This is a genomic window from Thermoanaerobaculia bacterium, from assembly GCA_035717485.1.
GTDB lineage: Bacteria > Acidobacteriota > Thermoanaerobaculia > UBA5066 > DATFVB01 > DATFVB01.
This window is the reverse complement of record DASTIQ010000225.1, coordinates 1-18,490: the sequence shown is the minus strand read 5'-3', so window position 1 is coordinate 18,490 and position 18,490 is coordinate 1. Positions and strand designations below refer to the sequence as shown.

Below are 18,490 nucleotides of genomic sequence, written 5' to 3'. Positions count from 1 at the left end.
GATTTCCGCGGGCTGAGAGCGTGCGGAGATGTCGAAGGCGCCGATCCGGGGCAACCGCTTCGGAAGGATCGACGCCTGGATCTGGCGCGCCTCCTCGAGGAGCGTCTCCATCTTCTCCTGCCGGATCTTCTGATCGACCGCGTGCCGGAGGATCCCGAGCGAGACGAGCAGGTCTTCGTCCGCCGCGACGGGATCCACCGAGAAGGAGAGGATGAACTTGTCGTCGCCGACCGCGATCGCGGCGAAGCGGTCGGCGCCGATCTTCTCCTCGAAAGCGCGGTCGACGCCCGGGGCGTTCAGGTCGAGAACGACGACTCCCTCGTCGATCACCTTCTCGATCGGCGCGTAGTCGAGCGGCACGCAGAGTCCGGAAGGCACGGCCTTGACCTCGCCGAAGGTGCGCGTGATCTCGTACCCGTGGTCCCGCCGCTCGTACAGGCGGCCTCCGCGAACCCCGAGGTCGTCCTGGAAATTCTCGATCACGGCCCCCGCCGCGGAAGCCACGGTCGATGCGACGTCGACGGACTTCTCGATCGTCTGAATCGCTTTCTCGACCTTGCGAAAGAGCGACTTTCGCGGGTCCAGCGGGGCGGGAGCGGCCAAGCGGGAGTTAGCCGTTCACGAGCAGCGCGCGGAGGATCCGGTCCTCGTAGGCATGCCCGGTCCCGTCGTTGACCCGCCGGCCGTTCAGGACGATCGCGAACACGTAGCTCCGGCCCGAGGCGGCCGTCGCGTACCCGGCGAGCGAGTTGACGTGGTCGAGGCTCCCCGTCTTCGCGTACACCCGCCCGCGCACCGAGTGGTCACGGAAGCGGTGGCGGAGAGTGCCGGCTCCGTCTCCGGAGATCGCGAGCGTGGGGACCCAGTCGTCGGCCAGCGGCGAAGCCGCCATCGCCTTCAGGAAGCGGACGATGTCGAGCGCCGCGACGCGGTTCTGCGGATTCAGCCCGCTTCCGTCGTGCAGGTCGTAGCGCGACGGATCGAGCCCGAGGGATTTCAGGAATTCCTTCTCGAGCCGGACCGCCTCGGCCCAGGAGCCGGCGTGTCCCTTCTCCGCGGCGAGCGTCTTGAAGATCTGCTCCGCGTAGAAGCTCTGGCTCCTCTTGTTGGCGACGGCGATCGACGGGAGGATGTCGGAGGACGTCGTCGCGACCGTCGCCCAGGTCGCGTCCGGCTTCACCGCGCTCAGACGCACGTCCCCGTCGACGATGATCCCGTCCTCGGCGAGCCGCTCCTTGAGCACGGTGCCGAAATAGCGGGGCGGATCGTCGATCGCGATGACGGTCGACCAGCCGCCGAAAGCGAAGGGCACCGTCCCCGCGACCGTGACCACGTTGCTCCCCGCGCGCCGGGCGACGGCCACGCGGGCGCCCCGGTGCGACGCCACGGTCCGCGCCGAGGAAACCGCCTGCAGGAACCGGGTCGGAGGCTGGAAGCGGACCGAGGCGGGAGCCCCCGGCCTCGTGCCTGGCCGCACCGAAACGGAGATGCAGTTGTCGTTGAAGGAGAGGGCGGAAATCGGCGCCTCGTACCAGCGGGCTTCCTGTCCCGAGGGCCAGCCGGGGTTGCGGTACTCGTCGTCGAAGAACGTCGCGTTCAGGAGCAGGTCGCCCGACACCCGCGTCACCCCCGCCGCCCGGAGACCGTCGGCCCAACGGTCGAAGACGGCGTGGATGTCGTTGTCGTAGAAGCGCCCGGAGAGATTCGGATCTCCGCCGCCCACGACGAGGAGCGAGCCGGAGAGCAGTCCGTTGGCGACCGTGCCGGAGCGATAGAGGACCGTCTTGAACTGGTAGTTCTTCCCGAGGTTCGCCAGGGACGCCGCCGTCGAGAAGGTCTTCGACACCGATGCGATCGTCAGCGGCTCGCCGGCGTTGACGCCGAAGAGGATCGGGCCGTCCCCGGACTCCTCGGCGATCGCGATCGAGACGCCCGGAGGCGCCGCCGGCGCCTTTCGGGCCGCGCGATCGAGGGCGGCCCGGAGGCCGCCCGGCGCTTCGGCGGCGGCGATGCCCGAGCACAGGGTCAGAGAGGCGGCGAGGGCGAGGAACTTCTGTTTCATCGGACGACGGCGAAACCGGACGAAATTGGATTATACACGATTTTCCCCTCGCCGGTGAAAACGCGCCCGGGCCCGGGATTCTTCCCGCGCCCCGCCGCGGGTAAAATGGAGTGTTGCGTTTCGACGAGGAAACCCGCGTTCTGGAAATTTCCGTCCGGGAACTGGTGGAAGAGGACGACGTCTTCCACCGGGTCGGCTTCGAGCGGAGCCAGGCGTGGCGGCGGCTCGCGCTCGGCGGAGAGGCGCACCGGCGGACGCAGGCCGCGCGATTCGATCGCTTTCCGGGGTACCGCTCCGAGGTCTTCGTGTCGGCGGAATTCGCGACTCCGCGTTTCCGCGCGATCGTGTCCGGACGCATCGACGGAGCCGTCGAGACGGAGGCGGGCGCCTGGCTCGTCGAGGAGTACAAGACCTGCGCCTTCACTCCCGACGGGCGCGCCGTCTTTCCGCCGGAGCGGGAACGCCGCGCGCGCCGCCAGCTCTCGGCATACTGCCTCCTCTGGGAGAGATCCGGGCTGGGGTCCGCCCGGGCCGCGGTCGTCCTGATCGACGGCGCCGGCCGCTTCGAAGAGAAGCGCACCGCGGCGTTTCGGACGGCCGACGCGGAAGCGGAGGTCCTCGCGCTCCTCGAGGCCAGGTTCGACCGGATCGAGTCGGAACGCCGCGAGCGGGAACGGAAGGCCGCGCTGGCGGACGCTCTCCCCTTCCCGTTCGACGTGCCGCGCCCGATCCAGGACGAGCTCATGCAGGCGATCCACGGCGCCGTCTCCGCCGGCCGCCACCTGCTCGCCCAGGCGCCGACCGGGTCGGGAAAGACGGCGGCCGCCCTCCACGCGGCCCTCGGGGAATCCCTCCGGGCCGGGCGGCGGCTCGTCTTCCTCACCGCCAAGACCCTCCAGCAGAACCTCGTGGTCGAGACGCTCGCGCGGATGAACCCGGACGCCTTCCGCGTGCTTTGGATGCGGTCGAAGGAGAAGATGTGCGCGAACGACCGCGTGATCTGCCACGAGGAGCACTGCGCGTTCGCGTTCGACTACCCGGCGAAGATGGAACGGTCCGGCATCCTGCGCCGGCTGCTCGACCGCTATCCGATCCTCTCGCCCGACGCGGTCTCCGCCGAGGCCCGCGCCGACGTCGTCTGCCCGTTCGAGGTCGAGATCGAGCTCGCCTCGCGGACGGACGTCTTCGTCGGCGACTACAACTACGTCTTCGAGCCGGTCACCGCGCTCGCCGCCTTTTCTCCGGAGGAGCTCCGCGAGTGCGTGCTGGTCATCGACGAGGCGCACAACCTCCCGGATCGCGCCCGCCAGATCTGGTCTCCGGAACTCCGCGAGGAGGCCGTCGCCGCGCTCGAGAATCTCGCCGCCCTCTCGCCGGGAGACGTCTGGCGGGGCCTCGAAGAGGGTTTGCACGAGCTGCGCGGCCTGCTCGCCGCCTGGGGCGCCGACCTCCCGGAGGAGGAAGCCGTCGGAGAGGCTCATTTCTCCCTCGACGACTTCGACGATTTTCTCGTCCGCTGGGATGCCGCGATGGTCGCGTACTTCGAGTGGAAGCGCGATTCCTCCGACGAATCGGAGGAAGATCCCGTCCTCGCCCTCCATTTCTCGGTCGTCCGGTTCGGGCTCGTGCTCCGGTTCGCCGCCGGGAAGCACGATTTCGCGCGCGTCGTCGAACGGGGCGCTTCCGGATGGCGGGTGTCCCTCGTCTGTCTCGATCCGGCGCGGGCGCTCGCGCCGACGTTGAACGCCGCCGCGTCGGTGGTGCTCCTCTCCGCCACGCTCGAGCCGTTCGAGGTGATCCGCCGGCTCACCGGACTCCCCGCCGCGCGCACGGACGCGATCGCTCTCCCGCCGCCCTTTCCGCGCGAAAACCGGCGGGTGATGCTGATCCCGACGGTCCGCACCACCTACGCGTCGCGGGAGCGCAACTACGACAAGATCGCCGGCATCCTCGCGCGGATGGCGGACGCGCACCCCGGCAACGACCTCGCGCTCTTCCCGTCGTACCGTTTCCTCCGCGAGGTGGCCGCCCGCCTCCCGCCCACGCGCGCCCGCGTGATCGAGCAGCGCGAGAAGCTCACGGATTTCGAGAAGCGGGAGATCCTCCGGGCCCTCGAAACTCCGACCCGCGACGGCCTCCTGTTCTTCGCCGTCGCGGGCGGGATGTACGCCGAGGGCGTGGATTATCCGGGCGAGAAGCTGTCCGGCGTCTTCATCGTTTCCCCGTCTCTCCCGCAGGTCTCCTTCGAACGGGAGCTCCTGAAGCGCTACTTCGACGACCAGGAGGAGTCCGGGTTCGAATTCGCCTACATCCATCCGGGCATGACCCGGGTGATCCAGGCCGCCGGGAGGCTGATCCGCTCGGAAACGGACCGAGGCGTCGTGGCGCTCCTCTGCCGCCGTTTCACGGAGGACCCGTACCGCCGGTATCTCCCGCGCGACTGGTACGACGAAGATCCCGCCGAGCTCGTCGCGGCCGACCCCGAGGAAACCGTGAGAGAATTTTTCGCGCGATGAACGGGCCGCGGCTCACCGTCGATTCCCTCACCCGCGACGACGAGGGCCGGCTCCTCCTCGTGCGGCGCGGGCGTCCTCCGTTCGAAGGGCGCTGGGCCCTTCCGGGCGGCTTCGTCGAGACCGGAGAAACGACGGAAACGGCCTGCGTCCGCGAGACGCGCGAGGAAACCGGGCTGGAAGTCGAGGTGGAAGGGCTCGCGGGCGTGTACTCGCGTCCCGACCGCGACCCGCGGGGCCACACCGTCTCCGTCGTCTATCGCTGCCGCGCGGTCGGCGGCGAGGCGGAGGGGGGCGACGATGCCGCCGAGGCGCGATGGTTCGCGCCGCACGAGCTCGCGAAGCTCGAGTTCGCCTTCGATCACGCCGAAATCGTCGCCGCCCACGTCTCGTGACCGCGTTTCCGGTCTTCGAGGTCACTCTCCTTCCCCACCCGCGCCGGCGCGACACGACGGTCGTCGCGGAGTTCGCGCTCCCGACCGGCTCGTTCAAGGATCGCGGCGCGGTCGCGGTCGTCGCCGATGCGGTCCGCCGCGGCGCCCGCCGCGTCTCGCTCGACTCGTCCGGCAACGCGGGTCTCGCGGTGGCCGCCGCCGCGCGGCGCGCCGGGCTCGAAGCCGTCGTCCGGGTGGCCGCCGCGATCGCGCCCGGGAAGGAGGCGCTGATCGCCGCGACCGGGGCGCGGCTCGAGAAGTTCGCCGACCGCGCGGCGGCGGTCCGGGCGTGCGCCGACGACTCGACCGCCTACGACGCGAGCCACGTCCGGAATCCCCTCTTCCGCCGCGGGGTCGCCACACTCGCCGCCGCCTGGGCGGCCCGAGCCCCGATTCCGGAGCGGGTCGTCCTCCCCGTGGGGAACGGCTCGCTCCTCCTCGGCCTGTGGGAGGGACTCCGGCTCATGCGCCGGGAGGGAGCGCTGGACCGGCTCCCCCGGCTCTTCGCCGTGCAGCCGGAACGCTGCGCGCCGATCGCGCGTCCCGCTTCGCCGGGCCGCGGCCCCACGATCGCCGACGGCTGCGCGGTGGCGGACCCTCCGCTGGCGGGCGACGTCATCGCGGCGATCGAGGAGAGCGGGGGCGAGGCGCTCGTCGAATCGGAGGACGCGATCGACGGCGCCTGGCGGAGCGCATGGAGCGACGGGTTCCCGATCGAACCGACGTCGGCGCTGGCGTTCGCGGCCTGGGCCTCCCTGCCCGAGGGCCCCTCGACGGCCGTGATCGCGACCGGATCGGGCCTCAAGCGCCCCCCCGGGGCGGCGTCCTGACGCCCGGCGAAGTCGCGGCGCGCCTCGACGAGATCGGCCAGCTCCTCCGGCTGGCCGGCGAGAACGAGTTCAAGTCGCGCGCCTACGCGCGTGCCGCGAAGGCGCTTTCGACGTACCGGGGCGATCTCGCGGAGGCGGTCGCGGACGGCTCCCTCCGGCAGATTCCGGGAATCGGACCGGCGATCTTCGAGAAGATCGCGGTCCTCGTCACGACGGGCCGCCTCCCGTACCTCGAGGCGCTGAGATCGCGATTTCCCGCCTCGCTCTCCGCCCTTTTCCGGGTACCGGGGCTCGGGCCGAAGAAGGTCGAGACGCTCCGGAACGAGCTCGGGATCGAGTCCCTCGGCGACCTCGAGGACGCCTGCCGCGACGGCCGGCTCGAGACGGTCCCGGGATTCGGCCCCGCCTCGCGGAAGAAGATCCTCGCCGGCGTCGCCTTCGCGCGGCGGGCCGCCGTGCGGCGTCCCTACTCCGAGGCGGCCGGGCTCGCGGCGCGGCTCCGGTCGGTCCTCGCCGACTCGGGGCTCGTTTCGGCGGCGGAAATCGCGGGCGAGGTCCGGCGCGGCTGCGAGACCGCGGACACGGCGTCGATCGTCGCGGCCACCGACGCTCCCGACGAGGTCTTCTCTCTCCTCGGCTCCCTGTCCTCTTCGGAAGGAGAAGCGATCCGCGAGGGAGACCGGGTCTCCGCGACATTCCTGGGGGGGATCCGCGGCGTCGTGCGAACGTGCGCTTCGGACGGCTTCGGCCCGGCGCTCCTCGCGGAGACCGGAACGCCGGCGCATGCCGAGGAGGTCCTTCGGCGCGCGACCGCGCGGCGCCGCGACCTCGCCGGCGCGTCCGAGGAGGAGATCTACGCCGCGGCCGGCCTGCGCTTCGTGCCTCCCGAGCTCCGCGAAGCGCGGGGCGAGATCGAAGCCGCGGCCGCCGGAACGCTCCCCCGGCTCATCGAGGAGTCCGACGTGCGCGGCCTCTTCCACGTCCACACGACCGAATCGGACGGCGCCCATTCCCTCGAGCAGATGATTTCGGCCGCGGCCGCCGCCGGGTTCGAATACGTGGCGATCACGGACCACTCGAAGATCGCCGGCTACGCCCACGGGCTCGACGAGCGGCGCGTGGAGGCGCAGCACGCCGAGATCGACCGGCTCCAGCAACGGTTTCCGGGAATGGCCATCTTCAAGGGCACGGAAGCCGACATCCTGCCGGACGGCGCGATCGACTTCGGCGACGACTTCCTCGCGCGTTTCGACATCGTCGTCGCATCCGTGCACTCGCGGTTCGACCTTCCGGAGAAGGAGCAGACGCGGAGGCTCGTTCGCGCGGCCGAGAACCCGAGAGTCTCGATCCTCGGGCATCCGACCGGCCGCCTCCTCCTCCGCCGGGAAGGGATCACGGTCGATCTCTCCCGCGTTCTCGACGCCGCCGCGGCCTCCGGGTGCGCCGTCGAGATCAACGGGTCGCCCCGCCGGCTCGATCTCGACTGGCGGTTCCACCGGGACGCCGTCTCGCGCGGGATTCCGCTCGCGATCGACCCGGACGCCCACTCGATCGCGGAACTCGACTACTTCCGCCACGGCGTCCGGGTGGCCCGGAAAGGATGGGTCGAGGCCGGGGACGTCCTGAACACCCGTTCGGCGGCGGCCATCCGGAAGTGGATCCGCGGGCGACGGTAGCGGAACGGGTCAGTCGGCCGGCGTCTTGCGCTTCTCGGGGAAGTTCTCCTCGATCCACCGCTCCTTGTTCCGAAGCCACTCTGCCTCGGTCCGCTTGCGGTTGATCTCGGCCGCCTTCTGCCGGCGGTCGTCTTCGAGGACCGGCGTCGAGGACGCCTCGGGGGCCGCCGTGTCGTTGCCCGATTCGCTCATCGGGGGCGGATTCTAGCAGGAGACCGGGTCACGCGGCGGCGAGGTCGGCCTTGCGGACGGCGAGGACCGCCGCGCCGACGGCCGCCAGGAGCACCCCGTTGACGGCGAGCACCGCGGTGACGCTCGTCCGCGCGGCGACCGCGCCCGCGACGACGTTGCCGAGCGGGATCGCGCCGCGGAACGCGAGCATGTAGACCGACCCGACCCGTCCCCGCATGTCGTCGCTGACGATCGTCTGCACGAGGGACATCAGCATCGTGAACACCACCGAGAGCGCGGCCCCGCCGAGGAACAGGAGGGCGCACGACAGCGCGAAGTTCCGAGACAGCGCGAACGCCACGATGATCGCCGCGAAGACGACCTGGGACCCGACGGCGCGGACTCCCTTGCGGGAGGAGTGGGCCAGGCGCGCGGCCGCCACCGCTCCGAGCACGGCCCCGATCCCGAAGAACGTGAGGAACCGGCCGTACGCCCGGACGTCGCGGGCGAAGATGTCTTTCGCGAAGACCGGCAGGAACGTGAGCAGGGGGAAGGCGAAGAAGCTCCCCGCGAACGCCAGCAGGATGAGCGCCTTCATCGCCGGGGTCCGGGAGATGAAGGAGAGGCTCTCGCGCAGGCTCTGCATCACCGGCGGATGCGCCCCCGCCCGGCGGACGAACCGGTTGCGGATCAGGAGGAGCGCCGCGATCACGACGAAGAACGAGAGGCCGTTCAGCCCGAAGCACGCCGCCGCCCCGAACTTCGCGAACGCGACCGCCGCGACCAGCGGCCCGACGACGCGAGCGAGGTTGAACTGCGTGGATTGCAGGGAAACGGCGTTCGGAACGTCCTCCTTCTCGACGAGGGTCGGCACGAGGGCCTGGTACGCCGGGCCGCCGAACGACTGCGCCACGCCGGTCAGGAAGGAGAGCAGGAGGATGTGCCAGATGTGCACACGCCCGGAGAAGACGAGCGCCGCCAGCGCGAACGCGTTCGTCAGCTGGACGACCTGGGAGCCGAGCAGGATCTTTCGCCGGTCGTAACGGTCGGCGACGACGCCGCCGAGGAGGGAGAAGAGGATGAACGGCGCGTCGCCGAGGAACGCGTCGAGACCGAGCCAGAAGGCCGAACCGGTCATGTCGAAGATCAGCCAGTTCTGCGCGACCTCCTGCATCCAGGTCCCGCACGAGGACGTGAACGATCCGGACCACAGCATCCGGTAGTCTCGATACGAGAACGCGCGGAAGGTCTTCCGCCATCCCGTCGGAACCGGCAGGGCGGTCGCGGAAACGGATGCCATCGCGGGAGATTCGGCCGCGGAGGGAGCCGCGCCGCCGATTTCCTTATCGATCCTCTTTCGTATAGCTTCCTCGCCCGGGGGGATATTACGTGAAACGGACGTTCGGGTTTCTCCTCCTCTTCTTCTTCTTCGCCTCCTCCGCGAGGCTCTTCGCGCAGACTCCCGATCCCCCGGCCGACCACGGCGCCGCCGCGCTCAAGCGCTCGCTCCTCGAAGCCTCGACGACGGCGTCGTTCCTCCAGGTGACCGCGCATCCGGACGACGAGGACGGCGGCCTCCTCACGCTCCTGGCCCGCGGGCGCGGAGTTCGCGTCGGCCTGGTGACGCTGACGCGCGGCGAAGGGGGACAGAACAAGATCGGCCCGGAACTGTTCGACGCCCTCGGCGTGACGCGCACGGAAGAGCTCCTCGCTTCGGACCGCTACTACGGCGTTTCGCAGTTCTTCACGCGGGCGGTCGACTACGGGTTCTCGAAGACGCTCGCGGAAGCGCTCTCGAAGTGGCGTTTCGCCGAAGCGGACGGCGGCCCCGTCGTCGCCGACCTGGTCCGCGTGATCCGCCGGTTCCGTCCGGACGTCCTCGTCGCGCGATTCTCCGGGACGCGCCGGGACGGCCACGCCCACCACGAGGCCTCCTCGATCCTCGCGCGACGCGCGTTCGAGGAAGCCGGCGATCCTTCGAAGTTTCCCGAGCAGATCCGCGAAGGGCTCGCGCCCTGGAAGCCGAAAAAACTCTACGTGGGGATCATCCGCGCCAACGAAGACTGGACGGTGACGGAAGACGTCGGCGCCTACGATCCGCTCCTCGGCGCCTCGTACGCGCAGCTCGCGTGGCAGGGGCTCTCCCATCAGCGGACCCAGGGGGTGGGCCAGGTCCATCCGGACCCCGGTTCCCGTCCGGTGTACTACCGCCGGATCGACGGCACTCCGGCGGCCGCCGTCCTGGACACGGCCGGGCGGGTGGAGCTCCCCTACCACGACGGCCGGGCTCCGGCCGAGAAGGGATTCTTCGACGGCATCGACACGAGCCTGACGGCCATCGCCGACCGCCTGGGGCCGGAAGAGGCGAAGGCGCCTTTCCTGCGGCCGGGTCTCGTTTCCCTCTCGCGGGCGATCGGCGCGGCCGCTGCCGCGTTCGACGCGGCGCGGCCCGACCGCTGCGCGGAACCGGTCGGCCGCGCGCTCTCGGAAGTCGAGGCCCTTCTGGCGAAGCTCGACGCGGCGGCGATCGCGCCTCCCGCCGGACGGGAGGCGCGTTTCCTCCTGGAGATCAAGCGCGATCAGCTGCGCGCGGCGCTGAATCTTTCGCTTTCCCTCGCGATCCTCGCGCGCGTCGAGCCGGAGAAGGAGCCCGGATCGCCCTTCCCCGGATTCCGGTTCGCGGTCGAGACCGCGCGCGTCGCGGTTCCCGGCGGCACCTATTCCATCTCCGTGTCGCTCTCCAATCGCTCCTCGGAGGGTCTGAAGATCCTCGGAGCGGAGATCGCCTCGCCGCCGGGCTGGCGGGTCGAAACGGTCGCGGCGGCGCCCGGGGATGCTCCCGCGGGGGCGACGGCAAGGGCGCTCTTCCGCGTCTCGGTGGCTCCCGACGCCTCATTCACCGCGCCGTTCTGGCACCGCGACTCGGTCGAGGACCCCGTGTACCGGGTCGACGACCCGGCGAAGATCGGAGACCCGCTCCCGGCGTTCCCGCTTCGCGCCCGGGTCCGGTACTCCTGCGCCGGGATCCAGAACACGATCGAGACCGACGTCGAGACGCGCACGATCGATCCCCTCCGCGGGGAAATCGCCCGCCGGCTCGCGGTCTTGCCCGCGCTCTCCATCCGCACGAACCCGCCTCTCGCCGTCGTTCCGCTTTCCCGGGTCGGGAAGGAAGCGGTCCCGATCGAGATCGAGGTCGCGAACAACGCCGCGGGAGCGCGGCAAGGCGCGGTCTCGCTCGAGGCGCCTCCGGGCTGGCCGACGCCCGCGGCCCAGCCGTTCTCCCTTTCCCCGGACGTCCGCTCCGCCACGGTCCGCTTCTCCCTCGGCGTTCCCGCCGGAGCGCGGCCGGGGATCTACCGGGTTCGGGCGGCCGCGGACGGGGAGCGCGCGACGCTCGATTTCATCGAGCATCCCGACATCGGCCCCTTCTATTTCGTCAAGCCTGCCGAGACCCGCGTCGAGGTCCTCGATCTCGCGGTGCCGGCCGGGCTCTCGATCGGGTACGTCCGGGGAGCGGAGGACTCGATTCCGGAATTCCTGCAGCAGCTCGGAATCCGCGTCCATCTCCTTTCTCCCGAGGATCTCGAGAAAGGCAATCTTTCCGCATACCCGACGATCGTCACCGGCCCGCGCGCCTACGACGTCCGCGACGACCTGCGCCGCGCCAACGGGCGGCTCCTGGCGTGGGTCCGCGCCGGCGGCCGACTCGTCGTCCAGTACAACAGCAACACCCGCGCGTTCAACGCGGGGGACTTCTTCCCGCACCCGGCGAAGTTCCCCGACGAGAATCAACGCGTGACGGTCGAGGATTCTCCCGTCGAGATCCTCTCGCCGGACGATCCGATCTGGAACCGGCCCAACCGGATCACGCTCCGCGACTTCGACGGGTGGGTCCAGGAGCGCGGCCTCTATTTCCTGGGAGAGTGGTCTCCCGAGTGGAAGCCGCTCCTCTCGATGCACGACCCGGGGGACCCGCCGCTGCGCGGCGGGCTGGTCACGACCGCTCTCGGGAAGGGGACGTACGTCTTCACCGCCGAGTCGTGGTTCCGCGAGCTCCCGGAAGGGGTTCCGGGCGCGATCCGCATCTTCGTGAACCTCATCACGCCGGCGACCGCGCGTTGACCGAGCTCCGCCGCGAGATCGGCCTCTGGCGGGGGGTCGCTCTCAACATGATCGACATGGTGGGGATCGGTCCCTTCATCACGATCCCGCTGATCCTTTCCGCGATGGGAGGGGGCCGCGCGATGCTGGCGTGGCTCCTCGGCGCGTTGCTCGCGATCTCCGACGGGCTCGTCACCGCCGAGCTCGCCGCCGAGCTCCCCGCCTCGGGCGGGACGTACGTCTTCCTCCGGGAGGCTTACGGCGCGCACCGGTGGGGACGCCTGCTCTCGTTCCTCTTCCTCTTCCAGATCCTGATCTCCGCGCCGCTCTCGATGGCTTCCGGCGCGATCGGCTTCGCGAAATACCTCGTCTATCTGTTCCCGTCGATCTCCTGGCCGACTCCGGCGATCGCGGCCTTGGCGTGCGCGGCCCTGACGATCCTGCTCCTGCGCCGGATCGGAACGCTCGGCAAGCTCTCGATCCTCCTCTGGGCCGGCGTGCTCGCGACGGTGGGCGTCATCATCGCGGCGGGGCTGCCGCACCTGCGCCTCTCGGCTTTCGCGTTCTGGCGCGCGCCTCGCCTCGACGGCGCCGCCGGGTACGCGGGGCTGCTGACGGCGCTCGTGTTCGCGGTCTACGACTATCTGGGTTACTACAACATCTGCTACCTCGGAGACGAGATCCACGATCCGACGCGCACGATCCCCCGGGTCATCGTGATCTCGATCCTGGCGATCTTCGTCCTCTACATCCTGATGAACGCCTGCCTCGTCTCGGTGCTCCCGATGCGCACGGCCATGGCTTCCGAGCACGTCTTCTCCGACTATCTCGGCGTCCTCCTCGGAGTCCGGGCGGCCCGGGCGGTCACGCTGCTGATCCTCTGGACGGGGCTCGCCTCGGTGTTCTCGCTGATCCTCGGCTACTCCCGCATCCTGTGGGCCGCGGGTCGGGACCGGAACTTCTTCGCGCTGTTCGGCCGCCTCCATCCGACGGGAGCTTTCCCCTGGGTCGCGGTGCTCTGGCTGGGCGCGACCGGGACGATCTTCTGCCTTCTCCCGCTCCCGACGGTCATCCGGTCCATCGTGACGATCCGCGCGATCATTCCGTTCTTCATGCAGGTCCTCGCCGCGATCATTCTCCGGGTCCGCGAGCCACGGCGGCCGCGCCCCTTCCGCATGTGGCTCTATCCCCTTCCCGCGGCCGTGGCGCTGATCCTGTGGGGATACATCGTCGTGTCCCCGGAAAAGGGATTCAAGCCGGAAGGGGCCGCCGTGATGGCGGCCGGGCTGGGATTCTTCCTCGTACGGGCCTTCGCCCGGAAACAATGGCCGTTCGCCCGGCGCGCCTCGGCCTGATCCTCGCCCTCGCGGCGGCGGCCTGCGGGGGAAGGGGCGACCCGTCGGCCGAAACGGTCGACGCTCTCGTGCAGGCGGCGAACCGCCGCGACGCGGCGCCCGTCGTCGCGGCGCTCGCCCCCGACTTCCGGGGAAACGGAGGCATGAGCCGGAACGACCTCGACGCGGAGATTCGCCGCCTCTTCGCCGCGTACGCCTCCGTCGACGTCGCGGTGAGCGGCCTCACGATCGAACGCTTCCCGGAATTCGACGTCGCCCGCTTTCGCGCGTCCTTCCACGGCTCCGTGCGGAAGATCGCCGGGCTCGAAGGAATCCTCCCGTCGTCGGCCCGCTACCGGTTCGAGCTCCGCCTCGCGCGGGACGGCGACCGTCGGACGGTCACCCAGGCGGTCTGGGAGGAGATCGGCGAGTGACGGCGACTATCCCCTCCGGAAGAAGCTCGTCGGCAGGGACATGCCGCCGTCGATCGTCAGGCACGTGCCGGTCACGTAATCCGCGGCAGGGCTGCAGAGCCAGACGATCGCGCCCGCCACTTCCTCGAGCGTCGCGAGCCGCCTCGCGGGCAGCGTCCCAATCAGTTTCCGCTGGGTGGCGGGATCGGCGAACTGAAGATTCTTCGCGGCGCCTTCCGTCACCATGATCCCGGGCGCGATCGCGTTGACCCGGATTCCCCGGGAGCCCCACTCCGCGGCGAGGGTACGGGTCAGGGAAAGGACTCCGCCCTTGGCCGCCGCGGAATGCACGACCCCCGGCATCCCGGTTTCGGCATAGGTCGCGACGACGTTCACCATCGTCCCGCGGCCGCGCGCGAGCATCCTCTTCCCGACGGACGACGAGCAGAACCACGTGCCGTGCAGGACGATCTCGACGACCGCGCGGAATCCGTTCGGCGTCAGATCCTCCGCCGGCACCAGGAAGTTCCCGGCCGCGTTGTTGACCAGGATCCCGATCGCCCCGAACTCCCTCTCGGTCCGCGCCACGGCGTCCTCGACGGCGGCGGGGTCGCGGACGTCGCCGGTCAGCGCGAGCGCCCGCCCGCCGCGGGAGCGGATCTCCTCCGCGACGCTCTCGACGTGCTCCGCCGACCTCGAGAAGAGCGCGACCGCGCGGCCCGTCTCCGCGAGGGCGAGCGACGTCGCGCGGCCGAGGCCCGTTCCTCCTCCCGTCACCAGGGCGATCGTCTCTTCGCTCATCCGGGACCCCTTCCGGCCGTCACGCGGCCTCCTTTCCTTCCGGCGGCGCCGCGAGCCCGGCCAGCCGCCCCTGCTCGATCGCGTCGCGGATCCTCGCCATCCACGCGAGGAAGAAGTGAACGTTGTGCATCGAGATGAGGACCGGCGCCGTGATGTCCTTCAGGACGAAGAGATGGCGGAGGTACGACCGGCTGTGCCGGCGGCACACCGGGCACGCGCACTCCGGATCCAGCGGCCGATCGTCTTCGGCGTGCCGGGCGTTCTTGATGGCGAGGCTTCCGCCGGACGTGTAGGCGTGACCCATGCGCCCGTTCCGCGTCGGCAGAACGCAGTCGAAGAGATCGATGCCGGCCCGGACGCCCGCGAGGAGGTCTCCGGGAGTCCCGACGCCCATCAAGTAGCGCGGCCGGTCGAACGGGAGCAGCGCCGCGGTCGCACGGGTGATCCGCGCGATCTCTTCCTTCTCCTCGCCGACGGCCACGCCTCCGATCGCGTATCCCGCGAAGTCGAGCGCGACGATCTCCCCGGCCGAACGGCGCCGCAGCTCCTCGTCCGTGCCGCCCTGGACGATTCCGAACAGTTCCCCCGGTCCCCGCCAGGCGCGGCGGCAGCGTTCCGCCCAGCGCGTGGTTCGGGCGACCGCGTCCTCGACTTCTCCCCTCGACGCGGGAAGCGCCGGGCAGACGTCGAGGCACATCGCGACGTCCGTTCCGAACGCGCCCTGGAGCTCCATCGCCACCTCGGGCGTCAGCAAGGCGGGGGATCCGTCGAGATGCGAGCGGAAACGCACCCCTTCTTCGCCGATCTCGCGCTGCGCCGCGAGGGACATCACCTGGAAGCCCCCGGAATCGGTGAGAAAGGCGCGGCGCCACCCCGTGAACCGGTGCAGTCCCCCGGCCCGGCGGATCCCCTCGACTCCCGGCCGGAGGAGGAGGTGATAGGTATTGGCGAGGATCAAACGGCAGTCCCAGCTCTCGAGCAGATCGAACGGGATCCCCTTGACCGCGCCGAGCGTCCCCACCGGCATGAATGCCGGGGTTTCGACGGTCGCGTGCGGGAGAACGAGGCGTCCCCGCCGCGCCGAGGAGCTGCCGTCCGCCACGTCCACCGCGAAGAATTCGGCGCGATTTCCCAAGCCGGCGAAGCGTAGCACGCGGAAATTTTCCGGAACCGCGGGAATCCTTGACGCCCCCGGAACCGGGTGATACGGTCGGCCCGCTTCGGGGGTGGGATGCCGAATCTCGGGAAAAAATTCGAATGCTTCAATTGCCGGGCGAAGTTCTACGATCTGGGGAAGCCCGAAGCCGTATGCCCGAAATGCGGCGCGAACCAGCGCGACGCGCGGAGCGCCGAAGACTCCGCCTCGGCCGCTCCACGGCCCCGCCGGATGGCTCCGATCGTCGTCGCGCCCGACGAGGCCGGCGATTTCGAGGACCATGGGCACGACGAAGAAGAAGAGTCGATCGATCACGCCGGTTATCCGGAGGAAGAATTCGAGGACGAGGAGCCGCCCCTCGAGACTCACGAGCGCGAGGAAGAAGAAGACTTCTGACCGGACGGCCTATCTCGGCCTGGGAAGCAATCTCGGAAATCGGTTCGCGCACCTGCGGTTCGCCCTCCGGGAACTCGGAAGAGTCGCCGCGATCGTGCGCGTGTCGCCTTTCTTCGAAACCGAGCCCGAAGGGTACGCCGACCAGCGCCCTTTCCTGAACGCCGTCGCCGAGATCCGCACGGGGCTCGCTCCCGCCGAGATCCTCGCCGCGACCCGCGACATCGAACGCCGGGGCGGACGAACGCGGACCTTCCGGAACGGCCCCCGAACGCTCGACATCGACCTGCTCGACGTCGGCGGCGAGGTCGTCGCGAGCCGGCGGCTCACCCTCCCCCATCCCCGGATGCACCTCCGGCGCTTCGTCCTCGAACCGCTCTCCGCGATCGCCCCCCGATGGCGGCATCCCGTGCTCAGGAAGACGGCGAAACGGCTGCTGCGGGATCTCGACCGGCGAGAATAGTCGCGAGCCGCGAGTCGAAAGACGATCGGCGGAAACGACCCGGGACCGAGGCGCGCGCCCGATCCGCCGCCGCGGCTCCTACGAGGCGCCCCACGTCTGGAGATCCCGTTGGGCATCCTCCTGCACTTTCACGTCCTCGACGAGGTGGTCCGGATGCGGAGTCGCGGCGAGCACCGCGCGGAGGAGATCCACCGCCGGCGCCCGATCCTCCGAGTACTCGTGGATCGCTTCCGCGAGGAACAGTTTGTTGACCAGATTGTCGGGCGCGATGCGGAGGGCCTCCCGAAGATCCTTGATCGCCTCGTCGCGATCGATCCACCCCGTGAAGAAGATCACCTTGGGCGAGACCGCGTGGAGCCGGCCGAGCACCCGGTATCCTCCCGCGTCTTCGAGCTTCGGGTCGATCGCGATCGTCGCCCGGGCGTCGTCCCGGACCTTCCCCGCCACCCCCTGCCGGACCGCCGCCATCTTGCCGTGCACGAGCGACCACTGTCCCCACGTGACGGCCGTCCAGAAGAACGTCTCTCCCGCCGTCGCATCGCCCGCGAGGGCCTTCCCGATCTCGGCGGGCTCGAGGGCCGCCGGCCGGGCCCCCGATTTCGCGGCGGCCCGCGCCCGCTGCTCGGCGATCGCGTCGTCGGCGATCGGCATCGCCCGTTCGTAGAGCGCCGCCTTCTGCGAATCGCTCAATCCGGTGTACTCGGCCTTGAAATACGTCGCCCGGAGGTACTTCCACTTCGCGTCCGCGTCGGTGCGGCTCTTCTTGATGACCGCCGCGTAGTCGTCGAGCGCGGCGTCGATCTCGCGGGGGTCCGCGACCGCGCCGTGACGGCCGTCCGATCGGCGCAGGTAGTGTCCGTCGCCCGAGGCCACGGAACTCGTGATCCGCAGCCGCTGCATCGCCCGCTCCTCGGGGCTCGGAAGCGTGGGCTGGGAAGGCGGCGTCGTCGTATGCACCTGGGCCAGAACCGTGAACAAGATCGCGCTCCACATGGCCGTGCCTCCCGCGCGGGCATTATAGGCGGGAGCGGCCTGCTAGACTTCGCGCAGGAGCGCCGCATGAACGAACCGAAACCGGTCGAGCTGAAGATGACGATCGACGAGCCGACGTCCGCCGGCCATTACGTGAATTTCGCGAACATCCTGCACAACCCCACCGAGTTCGTGCTCGACTTCGGACGCATCGTGCCCGGCCGGCCCGACGTGAAGATCCTCGCGCGCATCCTCACGACTCCCGTGCACGCGAAACAGCTCCTCAACGCGCTGGCGCAGAACATCGGGATCTACGAGCGGCAGTTCGGCCCGATCCCCGAAGTCACCGCCGTCCCGCCCCCCGCTTCGGAAAGCCCCACGAACTGAGGCGGCCCCGGCCGGTCGGAGTCCGCGGACCGCCGAGCCTACCGGACGAGGGTCCCGCCTCCGATCACCAGGTCCCCGTCGTAGAACACCGCGGCCTGTCCGGGAGCCACCGCCGCGACGGGCTCGTGAAAGGCGATCCGCGCTCTTCCCTCGGAAAGGGGCGTGATCGTCGCGGGCGTCTCCCGGCCCCGGTGGCGAACGCGAACCGTCGCCTCGACCGGAGCGCCCGGGGCGTCGATCGACGTCCAGCGGACGCCCGAGACGCGCGCCTCGGTCGTCAGGAGGTCGTCGCGCGAGCCGAGCCGGACGTCGCCCGTGGAGGCGTCGATCTCGGTGACGTAGCGTCTCTCCCCGAACGCGGCGCCGAGACCGCGTCGCTGTCCGACGGTGAAGCGGTGCACTCCCCCGTGCTCGCCGATCGCGGCGCCGTCCGGGCCGACGAAGCGCCCGTGAGCCGGAAGGGCGAGCCCGAGGGCATTCGCCTCCCGTTCCACGAACTCCGAAGCCGCGTCGCCCGCGGGAACGAAGCAGATTTCCATCGACTCGGCCTTGTCCGCCGTCGGAAGGGATGCTTCCCGCGCTCTCTGGCGGACCTCCGTCTTGGAGAGCCCCCCGACCGGGAAGACCGCCCGGTCGAGCTGCTCGCGGCCGAGATCCCAGAGGAAGTACGACTGGTCCTTCGCCGCGTCGGCGCCCTTCCGCAGGACGGGGCGGCCGGCCCCGTCGCGGCCGATCCGCGCGTAGTGCCCGGTCGCGATCGCCTCGCATCCGAATTCCCTCG

At 70.3% G+C, this 18,490-nt stretch carries 18 protein-coding genes; 10 read left to right on the top strand and 8 right to left on the bottom strand.

Annotated features, from left to right (window positions below; genetic code table 11):
- Together VFS34_12160 and dacB are read right to left on the bottom strand one after the other, a co-directional pair.
- Positions 1-603: hypothetical protein (locus tag VFS34_12160; protein HET9795205.1), on the bottom strand; the 603-nt coding region annotated here is incomplete at its 3' end.
- A gap of 7 nt (positions 604-610) precedes the next feature.
- Positions 611-2,062, bottom strand: coding sequence for a D-alanyl-D-alanine carboxypeptidase/D-alanyl-D-alanine-endopeptidase (gene dacB, locus VFS34_12155; GenBank protein ID HET9795204.1), 1,452 nt, complete (start codon positions 2,060-2,062; stop codon positions 611-613).
- 113 nt (positions 2,063-2,175) lie between these two features.
- Between dacB and VFS34_12150 the strand changes: the two genes are divergently transcribed.
- Genes VFS34_12150 through VFS34_12135 form a run of 4 tightly spaced genes read left to right on the top strand, consistent with a single transcriptional unit; the run spans position 2,176 to position 7,515 of the window.
- Complete coding sequence (locus tag VFS34_12150; protein HET9795203.1) at positions 2,176-4,578, top strand: ATP-dependent DNA helicase; 2,403 nt, start codon at positions 2,176-2,178, stop codon at positions 4,576-4,578.
- The gene (locus tag VFS34_12145; GenBank protein ID HET9795202.1) at positions 4,575-4,970 is read left to right on the top strand and encodes an NUDIX hydrolase; all 396 of its coding nucleotides are present in this window, start codon (positions 4,575-4,577) and stop codon (positions 4,968-4,970) included. The genes VFS34_12150 and VFS34_12145 overlap by 4 nt, the downstream gene beginning before the upstream one ends.
- The gene (locus VFS34_12140) at positions 4,967-5,839 is read left to right on the top strand and encodes a pyridoxal-phosphate dependent enzyme (protein HET9795201.1); all 873 of its coding nucleotides are present in this window, start codon (positions 4,967-4,969) and stop codon (positions 5,837-5,839) included. Before VFS34_12145 ends, VFS34_12140 begins: the two co-directional genes overlap by 4 nt.
- Positions 5,755-7,515 carry a helix-hairpin-helix domain-containing protein gene (locus VFS34_12135; GenBank protein HET9795200.1) on the top strand — a complete coding sequence of 587 codons (1,761 nt, stop codon included), beginning with the start codon at positions 5,755-5,757 and terminating at the stop codon, positions 7,513-7,515. Before VFS34_12140 ends, VFS34_12135 begins: the two co-directional genes overlap by 85 nt.
- A 9-nt stretch (positions 7,516-7,524) precedes the next feature.
- Here VFS34_12135 and VFS34_12130 read toward each other — a convergent pair whose 3' ends face one another.
- Complete coding sequence (locus VFS34_12130) at positions 7,525-7,707, bottom strand: hypothetical protein (GenBank protein HET9795199.1); 183 nt, start codon at positions 7,705-7,707, stop codon at positions 7,525-7,527.
- Positions 7,708-7,735: 28 nt separating this feature from the next.
- Positions 7,736-8,986 (bottom strand): MFS transporter, encoded by a 1,251-nt coding sequence (locus tag VFS34_12125; protein HET9795198.1) that lies wholly within the window; start codon positions 8,984-8,986, stop codon positions 7,736-7,738.
- A gap of 89 nt (positions 8,987-9,075) precedes the next feature.
- Between VFS34_12125 and VFS34_12120 the strand changes: the two genes are divergently transcribed.
- The 3 genes from VFS34_12120 to VFS34_12110 are packed head-to-tail and all read left to right on the top strand — an operon-like array spanning position 9,076 to position 13,558.
- Positions 9,076-11,811 carry a PIG-L family deacetylase gene (locus VFS34_12120; protein HET9795197.1) on the top strand — a complete coding sequence of 912 codons (2,736 nt, stop codon included), beginning with the start codon at positions 9,076-9,078 and terminating at the stop codon, positions 11,809-11,811.
- A complete protein-coding gene (locus VFS34_12115; protein HET9795196.1) occupies positions 11,808-13,145 on the top strand; it encodes an APC family permease in 1,338 nt (445 codons plus the stop codon). Before VFS34_12120 ends, VFS34_12115 begins: the two co-directional genes overlap by 4 nt.
- Positions 13,115-13,558 carry a hypothetical protein gene (locus tag VFS34_12110; GenBank protein HET9795195.1) on the top strand — a complete coding sequence of 148 codons (444 nt, stop codon included), beginning with the start codon at positions 13,115-13,117 and terminating at the stop codon, positions 13,556-13,558. Before VFS34_12115 ends, VFS34_12110 begins: the two co-directional genes overlap by 31 nt.
- 6 nt (positions 13,559-13,564) lie before the next feature.
- Here the strand turns inward: VFS34_12110 and VFS34_12105 are convergent, their stop codons facing one another.
- Positions 13,565-14,338: an SDR family oxidoreductase gene (locus VFS34_12105; GenBank protein HET9795194.1), complete on the bottom strand. Its 774-nt coding sequence runs from the start codon at positions 14,336-14,338 to the stop codon at positions 13,565-13,567.
- A gap of 19 nt (positions 14,339-14,357) precedes the next feature.
- Positions 14,358-15,473, bottom strand: a complete 1,116-nt coding sequence (gene tgt, locus VFS34_12100; protein ID HET9795193.1) for a tRNA guanosine(34) transglycosylase Tgt — start codon at positions 15,471-15,473, stop codon at positions 14,358-14,360.
- A 96-nt stretch (positions 15,474-15,569) separates the two neighbouring features.
- On the opposite strand from tgt, the gene VFS34_12095 reads away from it, so the two are divergent.
- The gene (locus tag VFS34_12095) at positions 15,570-15,890 is read left to right on the top strand and encodes an FYDLN acid domain-containing protein (GenBank protein ID HET9795192.1); all 321 of its coding nucleotides are present in this window, start codon (positions 15,570-15,572) and stop codon (positions 15,888-15,890) included.
- Positions 15,891-15,909: 19 nt separating this feature from the next.
- Positions 15,910-16,350: a 2-amino-4-hydroxy-6-hydroxymethyldihydropteridine diphosphokinase gene (gene folK, locus VFS34_12090; GenBank protein ID HET9795191.1), complete on the top strand. Its 441-nt coding sequence runs from the start codon at positions 15,910-15,912 to the stop codon at positions 16,348-16,350.
- A gap of 78 nt (positions 16,351-16,428) precedes the next feature.
- Here the strand turns inward: folK and VFS34_12085 are convergent, their stop codons facing one another.
- Positions 16,429-17,343, bottom strand: a complete 915-nt coding sequence (locus VFS34_12085; protein HET9795190.1) for a hypothetical protein — start codon at positions 17,341-17,343, stop codon at positions 16,429-16,431.
- A gap of 66 nt (positions 17,344-17,409) precedes the next feature.
- On the opposite strand from VFS34_12085, the gene VFS34_12080 reads away from it, so the two are divergent.
- Positions 17,410-17,709, top strand: a complete 300-nt coding sequence (locus tag VFS34_12080) for a DUF3467 domain-containing protein (protein HET9795189.1) — start codon at positions 17,410-17,412, stop codon at positions 17,707-17,709.
- A gap of 38 nt (positions 17,710-17,747) precedes the next feature.
- On the opposite strand, the gene VFS34_12075 is transcribed toward VFS34_12080, so the two are convergent.
- On the bottom strand, positions 17,748-18,490 hold a 743-nt coding region (locus VFS34_12075; protein HET9795188.1), incomplete at its 5' end, for an aminomethyltransferase beta-barrel domain-containing protein.

Bases quoted from the DNA above. Each gene is read 5' to 3' on its own strand.
- VFS34_12095 (HET9795192.1), top strand. From the start codon at position 15,570: ATGCCGAATCTCGGGAAAAAATTCGAATGCTTCAATTGCCGGGCGAAG.
- dacB (HET9795204.1), bottom strand. From the start codon at position 2,062: ATGAAACAGAAGTTCCTCGCCCTCGCCGCCTCTCTGACCCTGTGCTCG.
- VFS34_12080 (HET9795189.1), top strand. From the start codon at position 17,410: ATGAACGAACCGAAACCGGTCGAGCTGAAGATGACGATCGACGAGCCG.
- VFS34_12085 (HET9795190.1), bottom strand. From the start codon at position 17,343: ATGTGGAGCGCGATCTTGTTCACGGTTCTGGCCCAGGTGCATACGACG.
- VFS34_12105 (HET9795194.1), bottom strand. From the start codon at position 14,338: ATGAGCGAAGAGACGATCGCCCTGGTGACGGGAGGAGGAACGGGCCTC.
- VFS34_12125 (HET9795198.1), bottom strand. From the start codon at position 8,986: ATGGCATCCGTTTCCGCGACCGCCCTGCCGGTTCCGACGGGATGGCGG.
- VFS34_12145 (HET9795202.1), top strand. From the start codon at position 4,575: ATGAACGGGCCGCGGCTCACCGTCGATTCCCTCACCCGCGACGACGAG.
- VFS34_12110 (HET9795195.1), top strand. From the start codon at position 13,115: ATGGCCGTTCGCCCGGCGCGCCTCGGCCTGATCCTCGCCCTCGCGGCG.
- VFS34_12130 (HET9795199.1), bottom strand. From the start codon at position 7,707: ATGAGCGAATCGGGCAACGACACGGCGGCCCCCGAGGCGTCCTCGACG.